The organism is Dyella sp. 2HG41-7 (assembly GCF_021390675.1).
Classification (GTDB): Bacteria; Pseudomonadota; Gammaproteobacteria; order Xanthomonadales; family Rhodanobacteraceae; genus Dyella_B.
Window position 1 is genome coordinate 1,465,664 of the sequence record NZ_JAJEJV010000004.1, and the last position, 12,223, is coordinate 1,477,886.

Annotated in this window: 14 protein-coding genes; 7 read left to right on the plus strand and 7 right to left on the minus strand. The window is 61.1% G+C overall.

What is annotated here, in order from left to right; translation table 11 throughout:
- Positions 1–2: 2 nt before the first annotated feature.
- Positions 3–1,010: a flagellar motor protein MotB gene (gene motB, locus L0U79_RS07735; RefSeq protein WP_233843867.1), complete on the plus strand. Its 1,008-nt coding sequence runs from the start codon at positions 3–5 to the stop codon at positions 1,008–1,010.
- On the opposite strand, the gene murU is transcribed toward motB, so the two are convergent.
- The 4 genes from murU to L0U79_RS07755 form a co-directional block, all read right to left on the minus strand.
- The gene (murU, locus tag L0U79_RS07740; protein WP_233841285.1) at positions 944–1,642 is read right to left on the minus strand and encodes an N-acetylmuramate alpha-1-phosphate uridylyltransferase MurU; all 699 of its coding nucleotides are present in this window, start codon (positions 1,640–1,642) and stop codon (positions 944–946) included. The two genes, motB and murU, sit on opposite strands and share 67 nt — an antisense overlap.
- A complete protein-coding gene (locus L0U79_RS07745; RefSeq protein ID WP_233841286.1) occupies positions 1,639–2,652 on the minus strand; it encodes a phosphotransferase in 1,014 nt (337 codons plus the stop codon). The genes murU and L0U79_RS07745 overlap by 4 nt, the downstream gene beginning before the upstream one ends.
- Positions 2,653–2,871: 219 nt before the next feature.
- Positions 2,872–4,203 (minus strand): ammonium transporter, encoded by a 1,332-nt coding sequence (locus L0U79_RS07750; RefSeq protein ID WP_233841287.1) that lies wholly within the window; start codon positions 4,201–4,203, stop codon positions 2,872–2,874.
- Positions 4,204–4,231: 28 nt separating this feature from the next.
- Positions 4,232–4,570 carry a P-II family nitrogen regulator gene (locus L0U79_RS07755; protein WP_233841288.1) on the minus strand — a complete coding sequence of 113 codons (339 nt, stop codon included), beginning with the start codon at positions 4,568–4,570 and terminating at the stop codon, positions 4,232–4,234.
- Between the two features lie 258 nt (positions 4,571–4,828).
- Between L0U79_RS07755 and L0U79_RS07760 the strand changes: the two genes are divergently transcribed.
- The 5 genes from L0U79_RS07760 (at position 4,829) to L0U79_RS07780 (ending at position 10,191) form a co-directional block, all read left to right on the plus strand.
- A complete protein-coding gene (locus tag L0U79_RS07760) occupies positions 4,829–5,290 on the plus strand; it encodes an SUF system Fe-S cluster assembly regulator (protein WP_233841289.1) in 462 nt (153 codons plus the stop codon).
- On the plus strand, positions 5,287–6,753 hold the full coding sequence (gene sufB, locus L0U79_RS07765) for a Fe-S cluster assembly protein SufB (protein ID WP_233841290.1): 1,467 nt from the start codon (positions 5,287–5,289) through the stop codon (positions 6,751–6,753). Before L0U79_RS07760 ends, sufB begins: the two co-directional genes overlap by 4 nt.
- A 98-nt stretch (positions 6,754–6,851) precedes the next feature.
- Positions 6,852–7,625: a Fe-S cluster assembly ATPase SufC gene (sufC, locus tag L0U79_RS07770; RefSeq protein WP_233841291.1), complete on the plus strand. Its 774-nt coding sequence runs from the start codon at positions 6,852–6,854 to the stop codon at positions 7,623–7,625.
- A complete protein-coding gene (gene sufD, locus L0U79_RS07775) occupies positions 7,622–8,935 on the plus strand; it encodes a Fe-S cluster assembly protein SufD (RefSeq protein ID WP_233841292.1) in 1,314 nt (437 codons plus the stop codon). Before sufC ends, sufD begins: the two co-directional genes overlap by 4 nt.
- Before the next feature lie 8 nt (positions 8,936–8,943).
- On the plus strand, positions 8,944–10,191 hold the full coding sequence (locus L0U79_RS07780) for a cysteine desulfurase (RefSeq protein ID WP_233841293.1): 1,248 nt from the start codon (positions 8,944–8,946) through the stop codon (positions 10,189–10,191).
- Between the two features lie 39 nt (positions 10,192–10,230).
- On the opposite strand, the gene L0U79_RS07785 is transcribed toward L0U79_RS07780, so the two are convergent.
- The 3 genes from L0U79_RS07785 to L0U79_RS07795 all read right to left on the minus strand — a co-directional run bounded on the left by L0U79_RS07785 (position 10,231) and on the right by L0U79_RS07795 (position 11,632).
- Positions 10,231–10,671, minus strand: coding sequence for a hypothetical protein (locus L0U79_RS07785; protein WP_233841294.1), 441 nt, complete (start codon positions 10,669–10,671; stop codon positions 10,231–10,233).
- On the minus strand, positions 10,668–11,213 hold the full coding sequence (locus L0U79_RS07790) for a sigma-70 family RNA polymerase sigma factor (RefSeq protein ID WP_233841295.1): 546 nt from the start codon (positions 11,211–11,213) through the stop codon (positions 10,668–10,670). The genes L0U79_RS07785 and L0U79_RS07790 overlap by 4 nt, the downstream gene beginning before the upstream one ends.
- 80 nt (positions 11,214–11,293) lie before the next feature.
- On the minus strand, positions 11,294–11,632 hold the full coding sequence (locus tag L0U79_RS07795; protein ID WP_233841296.1) for a hypothetical protein: 339 nt from the start codon (positions 11,630–11,632) through the stop codon (positions 11,294–11,296).
- A gap of 214 nt (positions 11,633–11,846) precedes the next feature.
- Between L0U79_RS07795 and L0U79_RS07800 the strand changes: the two genes are divergently transcribed.
- Positions 11,847–12,215, plus strand: coding sequence for a hypothetical protein (locus L0U79_RS07800; RefSeq protein WP_233841297.1), 369 nt, complete (start codon positions 11,847–11,849; stop codon positions 12,213–12,215).
- The last annotated feature ends 8 nt before the right edge of the window (positions 12,216–12,223 follow it).

The window sequence follows — 12,223 nt, forward strand, 5'->3', positions numbered from 1 at the left end:
AAATGATGATCGTGGTGCGCCGTGCGAAGCGCCAAAAGCACGGTCATCACGGTGGTGCGTGGAAGGTTGCTTACGCAGACTTCGTCACGGCCATGATGGCGTTCTTTCTCGTCATGTGGCTGATCGGCGTGGGAACGAAACAACAACGCGCCGCCATCTCCGAGTATTTCAAAAATCCCAGCATGGCGCCGGGCAACGCCACCATCGCGCCGCCCGGCAAGATGGGGCCCGGTGGCGCCAGCGACAGTGCGATCAAACTCGGCGGGGCCATGGATATTCCGCATGGCCCGGGCAAGGATCGTCGCGCGGCGATGCAATCTGCCGCCGCGGCTCCGCCGGATGTGGAAAAGCTGGCGCGAGAACGCGAAAAGGAGCGCCTGGAAAATCTGATGCAGCAGTTGCATGCGGCAATCGAGAAAAGTCAGGCGCTGGAGCCTTTCAAGGATCAGCTGCTGCTCGATATCACCCCCGAGGGACTGCGCATCCAAATCGTGGATAAACAGAATCGCCCGATGTTCGACACGGGCAGCGCGACGCTGAAGCCGTATACGGTCGCCATTCTTCATGAGTTGGCGGGCTTTATCGATCAGGCGCCGAACAAGGCGAGCATTTCCGGTCATACCGACGACGCGCCTTATAACGGCGCCGATCACTACAGCAACTGGGAGCTTTCTGCCGATCGCGCCAATGCCGCGCGACGCGCACTGCTCGATGGCGGTTTGGAAGACGGAAAGATCGCGCGTGTCGTGGGTCTTGCCGCGTCTGTGCCGTTCGACAAAGCAAATCCGAGCGACCCCATCAATCGACGCATCAGCATCATCATGATGACCAAGCAAGCGCAGGATGCGGCGCTTTCGCAGGAATCGGCCGATAGCGCGCAGATTCCCGCGCCGCCGGCACGCATTGTTCCTGCGCCAGCTATCGCATCATCCGCGCCAGACATTCACAACGATGCGGCGTTCAACGACGACAAGCGTTCCGGCGTGCCGACGTCGGCCCATACACCGTGATGGTGGCTTCCGCTCACCAAGCCTTGGTCCATCGCAACGCGTAGCAACGGCGCAAGTTTGAAGCGCGGCGGTTTCGTATTCGCCGCCGCGTCGCCGACGATCGCGGGCCAGTTGTCCAGCACCGCGCGGCGGTAGACGCCGATGCCGCTGTACGTCAATCGATGGTTGCCGTCGTTGTGCAGCTTGCCGTGTTCGTCCAGCGCGAAATCGCCTTGCGCGTGATGCGGCGGATTGTCCACCAGCAACAGATGCGCAACGCCCTTGGGTTCGGCGGGGAGTGCGCGGAAGTCGGCATCCGTCCATACATCGCCGTTGAGCACGATAAACGGCTCCGGGCCCAGGAATGGCAGCGCGTTGAGCATGCCGCCGCCAGTTTCCAGCGGCGTCGGGCCCTCGTAGACATAACGAATGCGCAAACCCCAGCGCGCGCCGTCGCCGAGCACTTCGGGAAATTGATCGGCCAGATGCGAGGTATTTATCGCTACGTAATGCACACCGATCGCGGCCAGCTTTTCCAAGTGCCAGACGATCAGCGGTTTGTCTTGCACGGTCAATAGCGGTTTGGGCGTGCGATCGGTCAGCGGACGCATGCGCTCGCCCAATCCTGCGGCGAAGATCAAGGCGTGTCTCATGCGCGGCGCACCTGAGTGAGGTCGCGACCTTCTGCATGGCATTCGATCAAATCCGCAAACGCGTGGAGTTCCGAATAGCTGCGCGCCACGGATATCACGTACTGATAAACGCGCGGCACATCCGTCAGATAACCCGGTTTCCCGTCGCGATACCAAAGACGATAGAACTGTCCCAACACGCGTACATGACGGTGCAGGCCGGTGAGATCGAACCAACGCAGGAACTGTTCGGCGCCGACATCGTCGCCTATCGCACCGACATCGCGCAGACGTAGCCGGTAAGACTCCACCCAGGATTCCACACGCGCACGCGGCCAGGCGATGTATGCATCGCGCAGCAGCGACGCGAGATCGTACGTGATGGGGCCGGCTAGCGCGCCCTGGAAATCGATCACGCCTGGGTTGTTGTCGTCGACAACCAGCAGATTACGGCTGTGGAAATCGCGATGCACGAAGCAGCGCGGTTGTACTTCGGCGTTTTGGATGACGACCTCGAACGCCGCTTCCAGCACTTGCTGTTCCGTGCCGTCGGGCGTGTGTTCGAGATGGCGTTTTAGAAACCACTCCGGCATCACTTCCAACCCGAGCGCTAAAACGCTGCGATCGAAGGGCGGCAAATCGCGGTATGCCATGCGTGTTTGCATCAAAAGCAACGCATTCATCGCATCGCGATACAGCGCGTCGGCATTTGTATCGTTGAGCTCGGATAAGTAGAGGCGATTGCCGAGATCTTCGATCAACAGAAAACCTTGTTCGAAATCGTGTGCATACACCGCCGGCACATGCAGGCCCGCATCAGCGAGCTGCGCGCCGATCTTCACCCACGGGCGCGGATCTTCCTTCGCGGGCGGCGAATCCATCACGATCCAGCTGCGACCGTCGTAATGCGTGCGCCAATAGCTGCGAAAACTCGCATCGGACGATGCGGGTTGCAGATCGAGCGAAGGGTCGCCAAGAGACGTGCGCGTCCAGGCCAGGCGGGCGGCGGTGCGATCGGTCATGCTTTCCATGTGGAGATTCGTTGCGGACACCAAGAGAGCTTAGAGCCTGCAAGCGGCGAACGCATGGTTACACGACGATTTGCTCCGTTCCCTACGTGCAGTGAGGGAGGGTTGGGGTGGGGTGAAGTCCATCAAGCGTGCGGCAAGCTCGTGCAACCCCACCCCAGCCCTCCCCCCGGACAAAATCATTCCGGGGCAGGCTCTGCAAGCAGGGGAGGGAGTCCTTTATCAGGAGAGGTTGTACGCGCGCTCTTCGTGCTCGGCGATATCCAGGCCCACTTGCTCCTGCTCGGGACCGACGCGCAAACCAATCGCCAGATCGACCAGCTTCAAGATCGCCCAACTCAACACGCCGCTCCACACGATGGTGAAGCCCACGCCTTTGGCTTGAATCCACAATTGCAGCATCGGCGAAGTGACCGTGCCGAAACCGCCGAGCTTGGCGGCGGCGAACGGGCCGGTCAGCAGCGCGCCGATGATGCCGGCGATGGCGTGCACGCCGAACACGTCGAGTGTGTCGTCGTAGCCGAGCTTGTGTTTGAGTTTGGTGGCGGTGAAAAAACACACGGCGCCGGCGGCGAAGCCGATGAGCAACGCGCCGCATGGGCCCGCCGTGCCCGCTGCGGGTGTGACGGCGACCAAGCCCGCGACGGCGCCGGATGCAGCGCCCAACACGCTGGCGCGCTTGTGCACGGCCCATTCCATCGCCACCCAGCCGATGGTCGCGGCGGCGGTGGCGATCTGCGTCACCAGCATGGCCATGCCCGCGCTTCCGTTCGCTGCCACGGCCGAGCCGGCGTTGAAACCGAACCATCCCATCCAGAGCAAGCTCGCGCCGATCACCGTGTAGCCGAGATTGTGCGGCGGCATATGCGTGTGCGGAAAGCCGCGACGCTTGCCGATCACCAGACACGCCACCAGACCGGCAATACCCGCGTTGATATGCACCACCGTGCCGCCCGCGAAATCGAGCACGCCCAGATCGCCCAGCAGCGAACCGGGACCGCTCCAGACCATGTGCGCAATCGGCAGATAGACGAACGTCACCCACAAACCGGTGAACCACAGCATGGCGCTGAACTTCATGCGTTCCGCGTAGGAGCCGATGATCAGCACGGGCGTAATGATGGCGAACGTAAGCTGGAACATCACGTACACGCTTTCAGGCACGGTCTGATACAGCGTCGACGGCGTAAGCCCCGCGAGCATCGCGCGATCCCAGCCGCCGATAAAGGAGTGCCAGTTGGTGACGCCGGCATGCATGCCTTCGGTGCTGAAGGCGAGGGAATAGCCGTAAACCATCCACAACACCGTCACCAGCGCAGTGATCGCCAGACACTGCATCATCACCGAAAGCAGGTTCTTGGCGCGCACCATGCCGCCGTAGAACAGCGCGGCGCCGGGTATCGTCATCATCAGCACGAAGGCGCTGGCGACGATCATCCATGCGGTGTCGCCGCTGTTGAGCGTGGGCGTTGTCGTTTGCGCAAGCGCCGGCAGCGCGGTGAACAAGCTCAAGCCCGCGACAAGCCACTTCGCATTGCGCCGACGCACAAGCATGTTCGGTTTCCCCTTGATGTCACGCACGTCAAAGCGCATCCGCGTCCACCTCTTGCGTGCGGATGCGGATGACCTGTTCCAGATCGCTCACGAAAATCTTGCCGTCGCCGACCTTGCCGGTGCGCGCGGCGCGGGTGATCGCTTCGATCGCCAGTTCGACCTGATCGTCGGCGACGGCGATTTCCACTTTCAGCTTGGGCAGAAAATCCACGACGTACTCCGCGCCGCGATACAGCTCGGTATGTCCGCGCTGCCGGCCGAAGCCCTTCACCTCCGTCACCGTCATGCCTTGCACGCCGGCCTCGCCCAGCGCCTCCCGCACATCGTCCAACGTGAAGGGTTTGATGATCGCGGTGACCCATTTCATGCGCTGCGGCTCCAGGGGCGTATTTGTTGCGGTACAGCAGATTGCGTGCCAAGTCCGCCAGGGTGCTGGGAGGCCGCATAGCGACGCCATGGGAGACGGATGGCCCAGCGCGGCGGAGGAGCAATTGGGCACATTCTGGTGCGTGGCTTGCGCCGCGATGGTGCAAAGACAAGGGCGGTAAATACCTCTTTGGTTTGACCGCCAAGCCCCTAATCTGTACCATTTTAGTCTGGATTAAAGACGCGGCTTCCCCTGCCCATGTTTCGTGTCAGCCGACTGACGGACTACGCCACCGTGGTGATGACGTGCATCGCCGCGCACCCGAGCGATGTCCTCAGCACGGCGCAGATCGCCGAGGAAACCCATCTTGAGCTGCCCACCGTCAGCAAATTGCTGAAGTCGCTAGGACACGCCGGCTTGGTGGATTCGTTTCGCGGCGTCAACGGCGGCTATCGCCTTGCGCGCCCCGCGCAGCAGATCAGCCTGGCCGAGATCGTGGAAGCGATGGAAGGGCCGCTCGGCATGACCGAATGCAGCATGGGCGACGGCCAGTGCGAACGCGAAGCGCAATGCGGCGTGCGCGGCAGCTGGCAACGCATCAATCACGTTTTGGATAACGCGCTGCGCACGATGAGTCTGGCCGACATGCTGCGCCCCGTGGCGCCGCCGGCGGTGACCACCGTTGCGCTTACCGAATTGAAAGGCAGGACAGCATCATGACCATCGAAAACGATAGCCCCGCCGTGCTGCGCGACAACGCTGAAGTCGCCGCCGCGCTCGGCCGTCGCTACGAAGCCGGGTTCGTTACCGACATCGAAATGCACAGTCTGCCGCCGGGTTTGTCGGAAGACATCGTGCGCCAGTTGTCGGCGTTGAAGGGCGAACCGGAGTGGATGACCGAGTGGCGCCTGAAGGCGTATCGCCATTGGCTGACCATGCCCACGCCGCACTGGGCCAAGCTCAAGATCGCGCCGATCGATTTTCAGGCGATCAGTTATTACGCCTCGCCGAAAAACAAACCGAAATCGCTCGACGAAGTCGATCCCAAGCTGCTCGAAACCTACGACAAGCTCGGCGTGCCGTTGCACGAGCGGGCGAAGCTGGCCGGCGTGGCGGTGGATGCGGTGTTCGACTCGGTTTCCGTCGGCACCACGTTCCGTAAAGAGCTGGCCGAAGCCGGTGTGATCTTCTGCTCGATGAGCGAAGCGATCCGCGAATACCCAGAACTGGTGCAGAAATATCTGGGCAGCGTCGTGCCGACGGGCGACAACTACTTCGCCGCATTGAATTCGGCGGTGTTTTCGGACGGCTCGTTCGTGTTTATTCCGAAGGGCGTGCGTTGCCCGATGGAATTGTCGACGTACTTCCGCATCAACGCTGGCCACACCGGTCAGTTCGAGCGCACGTTGATCATTGCCGAAGACGGCGCTTACGTGTCCTACCTGGAAGGCTGCACCGCGCCGATGCGCGACGAGAATCAGCTGCACGCCGCAGTGGTGGAGCTAGTCGCGTTGGAAAAAGCGCAGATCAAATACTCGACCGTGCAGAACTGGTATCCGGGCGACGAAGAAGGCCGCGGCGGCATCTACAACTTCGTCACCAAGCGCGGCGATTGCCGCGGCGACGATTCCAAGATTTCCTGGACGCAGGTTGAAACCGGTTCGGCGATCACCTGGAAATATCCGAGCTGCGTGTTGCGCGGCGATCGTTCGGTCGGCGAGTTCTATTCGGTGGCGTTGACGCATCATCGCCAGCAAGCCGATACCGGCACCAAGATGATCCATATCGGCAAGGGCACGAAATCCAAGATCGTGTCCAAGGGCATCAGCGCGGGCAAAAGTTCCAACAGCTATCGCGGCCTGGTGAAAGTGGAGAAGGGCGCCGACGGTGCGCGCAACTACACGCAGTGCGATTCGCTGCTGATCGGCAAGAAGTGCGGTGCGCACACCTTCCCGTATATGGAAGTGAAAAATCCCACGGCGGTGGTCGAGCACGAAGCGACCACGTCCAAGATTTCCGACGATCAGCTGTTCTATTGCCGCGCTCGCGGCATCGGCGAGGAAGACGCCGTGTCGATGATCGTCGACGGTTTCTGCAAGCAGGTGTTCCGCGAGCTGCCGATGGAGTTTGCGGTCGAGGCGAAGAAGCTGCTCGAAATCTCGCTGGAAGGTGCAGTCGGATAACGATGTGCGGAACGGCGACGCGTGCGCCGATTCGATTTCATCGATGTAACGAGAATTCAATCGCACGCTCGATAGCGATGCGACAACAGGAACAGAACATGCTGAAGATCGAAAACCTGCATGCCCGCGTCGAGGGCAAGGACATTCTCAAAGGTCTCACGCTCACCGTGAACCCGGGCGAGGTGCACGCCATCATGGGCCCGAACGGCGCCGGCAAGTCGACGCTGGGTAACGTGCTGTCCGGTCGCGACGGTTACGAAGTGACGGAAGGCTCCGTGATCTTCGAAGGGCGCGATCTGCTTGCGTTGGAGCCGGAAGAACGCGCGGCAGCTGGCGTGTTTCTGGCGTTCCAGTATCCGGTGGAAATTCCTGGCGTAAACAACACCTATTTCCTGCGCGCGGCGCTCAATGCGCAGCGCAAGCAGCGTGGCGAACCGGAACTGGATTCGATGCAGTTTCTCAAGCTGGTGCGCGAGAAGCTGAAGATCATGCAGATATCCGACGAATTGCTGCATCGCGCCGTCAACGAAGGTTTCTCGGGCGGCGAAAAGAAGCGCAACGAAATTTTCCAGATGGCCGTGTTGGAGCCGAAGCTGGCGATTCTCGACGAGACCGATTCCGGTCTCGACATCGACGCGCTTAAGCAGGTTGCGCAAGGTGTAAACGCATTGCGTTCACCGGATCGCGCCTTCCTTGTGATTACGCACTACCAGCGCCTGCTCGACTACATCGAGCCGGACTTCGTGCACGTGTTGGCCGACGGTCGCATTGTCGAAAGCGGCGACAAGACGCTGGCGCTGAAGTTGGAAGAACACGGTTACGCGTGGGTGGCCGATCGCGACCCGGCTCTGACGACCGAGGCGCGTGCATGAGTCAGTCGTCGGCATCCGTGCCTTTTATCGACGCCCTGCGCGACGCCGATAACCTGCGCCTGCCTGGTAGCGGGTTGGCGTGGCTGGACGCGGCGCGGCGCGAAAATCTCGCAGCCTTCGTGGCGGCCGGCATGCCGGATACGCGTGCGGAAGCGTGGAAATACACGGCGCTGCGTGCGCTGGGGCAGCGTCGTTTTGCATTGGGCGATGCGGCGGCGACGGCGCATAACGTCGATCCGCATGCTTTGGCGCTGCCGGGTATCGATGGCCCTCGCTTAGTGTTCGTCAACGGCGTTTTTCGCGCCGATTTGTCGCGCCTTGAAGCGCTGCCTTCGGGGCTGTCGTTGCAGCCGCTTTCGAAAGTGCTGGAAAAAGATCCCGAGCCGCTGCGTTTTGCGCTCAGCCGTCATTACCGCGAAGTGAGCGACGCGTTCGCGCAGCTCAATGCTGCGTTGTCGGGTGACGGTGTCGTGTTGCGTGTCGCACCGGGCGTGCGTGTCGGCAAACCTGTGCACATTTGTTTCGCGGGCACGCCTGCGCAAGGCGATCTTGCGTGGCATGTGCGCAATGTTATCGAGCTGGGCGAGGGTTCCGAGCTCGATCTGATCGAGCATCATCTGGCGACGGCGCCGCACAAGCATCTGGGTACGCTGGTCAGCGATATCGTGGTGCGCGACGGCGCGAAGCTTCAGCACGCGTTGCTGCAGCAGGCGGCCGAAGATAGCGTGTTGATTCGTCGCGGCAGCATGCATCTCGGTGCGAAGTCGCAGACTGTGCTGCATACGCTTGAACTCGGCGGCGGCCTGGTTCGTCATGATTTGCATGCGGAATTGCGCGGCGATCACGCGCGCCTGGATACGCGCGGCGTGTTTGTGCTGCGTGGTCGCCAGCATGTCGATACGCAACTGTCGATTCGTCATCAGGCGCTCAATACTGCGTCCGAGTCGATCTGGCGCGGCGTCGCCGACGAGCGTTCGCGCGGCGTGTTTCGTGGCGCCATTGTGGTGGCTGAAGGCGCCGATGGTAGCGACGCCAGCCTCAGCAATAAGAATCTTCTGCTTTCCGCGCAAGCGGAGATCGACACCAAGCCCGAGCTGGAAATTTACGCCGACGAAGTGAAGGCGGCGCACGGCGCAACGGTCGGTCAGCTGGATGAGCGCGCGTTGTTCTATCTGCGCTCGCGCGGTCTGCCCCTTGGTGAGGCGCGCGCATTGCTTACGGCGGCTTTCTGCCGCGCGGTGTTTACGGCGCTCCCCAACGACACGCTGCGCGATCACTTTTCCAACACGTTGCTCGCTCATCTGCCCTGATCGATCTTATGAACGCCAAGCCTAGTCATCCTCCCGTTGATTTCGATGTGCAGCGCATCCGCGCGGATTTCCCGCTGCTGTCGCGCACCGTGCACGGCAAACCGCTGGTGTATCTCGACAACGCCAATACCAGCCAGAAGCCGCGGCAGGTGATCGAGGCGGTGGATCGTCACTATCGCGAGCACAATGCGAACGTCGCGCGCGCGGTGCATCTGCTGGGTGAGGAGGCGACGGCCGCATACGAAAATGCGCGCCATAAGCTGGCCGCCTTTATCAATGCCAGCTCCAGCAGCGATCTGGTGCTGACGTCGGGCACCACGCAAGCGATGAACCTGGTGGCGTACAGCTACGCGCTGCCGCGTCTGAAACCCGGCGATGCGATTCTCACCACGGTGATGGAGCATCACGCCAACATCGTTCCGTGGCAATTGGTGGCGGCGCGCACGGGCGCAACGGTCAAGGCGGCGCCGATCGACGAGCGCGGCGAACTGATTTTGGAAAAGTTTTACGAGCTGCTCACGCCGGAAGTGAAGCTGGCTTGCGTGGGACATGTTTCTAACGTCTTGGGCACCGTGAACCCTGTGCGCGAGATTGCGCGCGAATGCCGCCGTCGCGGGATTCCCTTGGTGGTGGACGGTTCGCAAGCCTTGCCGCATCGTCCGGTCGACGTGCAAGCCATCGGCTGCGATTTTTATGCGCTGACCGGTCACAAAATGCTCGCGCCGACGGGCACCGGCGCGCTATGGGCGAAGCGCGAACATCTGCAAGCTATGCCGCCGTTTTTCGGCGGTGGCGAGATGATTCGCGAAGTGCGTTTCGACGGCACTACGTTTGCCGAGCCGCCGCATAAATTCGAAGCCGGTACGCCGAATATCGCCGGTTTTGCCGGCGTTGGCGCGGCCATCGACTATTACCAGGCCATCGGTTTCGACGCGATTCGCGCGTGGGAACACGAGTTGCTGACCTACGCCACCGAGCGTTTGCGCGAGATTCCGGGCGTGCGCATTGTCGGCGAAGCCAAAGAGAAAGAGCCGGTGATTTCGTTCCTGGTCGACGGCGCGCAGGCCACCGACATGGCGACGCTGCTCGATTTGGAAGGCGTCGCCGTGCGTTCGGGTCATCACTGCGCGCATCCCTTGATGCAGTTTTATGGCGTACCGGCGACGCTGCGTGCGTCGTTGGCGTTCTACAACACGCGCGAAGAAGTGGATGCGTTTATTACGGCGCTGCTTAAGGTCCGCAAATTGCTGCTGTAGTACCTTCGAGGACGCGTAGGCCGGGATTGGTATCCCAACCTACATACGGTCGGCGTCGGAATGGCGATGCGGAACGCTAAGCGCTCTGCTTGCAGCAAGCAACACGATAACGCCCAGGGCGGCGGCCAACCAAGGTTGAGAGAGCAGCGGCATCACCTGCTTCCAGCTGTTGGCATACCAAGCCACGACGCCCATCAGCACGCCCACCAGCACGCCGAGCAACACAAAGATTAGATACTGCTCCAATCGCGTATCGCCCACGGAGCGGCGACGCGCTTCCATGGCAACCTTGCTGGCAAAATCGGGCGGCAGGTTCTCATCAGGCGATTGCCGCAACGCGCGCGCGACGACGCGATAACGTCGCAACGCTTCGTCGTCGCTATCGTCCAGCCCGAGCCGTTCCGCTCGAACGGCGCGCTCCTGCAGCATCCATTCGCGTTCCATGCGGTCATCGTTGGTTGATGGTGGTTCGCGATTCATGATGAAACTCCGTACGCCGTTTCGAGTTGTTCGCGCAAACGCAGGCGTGTGCGAAACAGATGGCTTTTGATCGTGCCGGTAGCCAAGCCGGTGATATCGGCGATCTCGTCGATGGGTAGTTCGTCCAGATGATAGAGCGTAAGCACCGTGCGTTGCAGCGGTGGCAGCGTTTCGATGGCCGCGTGCAGGCGCGCCGCCATGTCGCTATCGGCGTAGGCGGCTTCCAGATCGAAACCGTCGCTGACTTTGTCCGTGAAATCCATGCCTTCGCTGTCTTCGCCGGGGTCGAACATCGGAATGCGCTTTCGTTCCAGATAACGCAGCGCCACGGTATAAGCCACGCGGCCGATCCAGGATTTGAGCGCGCTTTCGTAACGATACTGGCGCAGATTCTGGTGCACGCGCAGAAACGTATCCTGGCATAAGTCGCGCGCATCCTCCGGATGACGAACCATGCGGTAAATAATGTGCCAGCACAGACCCTGATACTCGCGCACAAGCTTCTCGAACGCGCCGGGCGCGTTCGAGAGTACGGCTTCCACGAGCTGGCGATCCTTGTGGGTCAATGCGTTCGATCGGAAAGAGTGATGACCATACTGGCGATTCCCTGCCTGCGCGCCGATCAACCGAAACGTCGCCCAAACCAGAAATACAGCAGGGAACCCAATCCAAAAGCGCCTAGCAGAATGGCAGGGACGCTGAAGTACGGGTACGTCCAGCCCATGAGCTGCACCAGTCCCAGACCGATCGCTTCCGTGATCGACAAAAGCCCCCAGCGCAGCGCCGTAAGTTGATCGCGGCGCGCATCGCTCATCACCAGCGATTCCACCAATTCCGTCGAATTGCAGGTTTGCAGCATCTTGATGCGCAAGCGCGATTGGACCAATTGTTTGACGACGTAGCAGATGCTCACGGCAATGCTAAGGAAGAGCACAACCGGGATGAGAGTGTTGCCGTCCATCGTTTACTCCAGGTAAGGGGCGCACCGAACAGGCGCCATTGAGTATAGAGATACGGGCGGCATCGAATCGGTTGCACGCCGCGCCTTGCAACCGTTTTGGCTCCACGCGCATCTCCCTTTCCGTAACTCCGCTCCCCATCGCAGCGATTCGCGCAGCCGCGTGCCCAGGCATGCCGGCCAAGGGGTTGCTGTGCCTATAGAAAAGGAGGTTGTCATGCGTTCCCGTTTGGCCATCCTATGCCTGACCCTTATACCCGCCGTCGCGCTGGCCGATTCAGTGCATACCATCGAGGTGCGCAACGATACGCACAGCCGTATCGACTCGTTTGCCATGGCTCCGGCCGGCAGCAATCGCTGGGTCGAAAAAGATTTCACCGCACCGATGGGGCAGTTCGAGTTTGATTACCAGCTTGCCGTCACGCTGCGGTTCTACGACAACGACGGCTGCCTGCGCGACTTGCGCACTGTGCTTTCCGATGGTCGCCGGATCGTGGCGCGTAATTTCGATGTATGCCAACTCCACGTTTATCGCCCGGGCAGGCGTTTTTACGATGGCCATGCCGGTTCGCCGATGCTTCCGTAAGCGCGGGA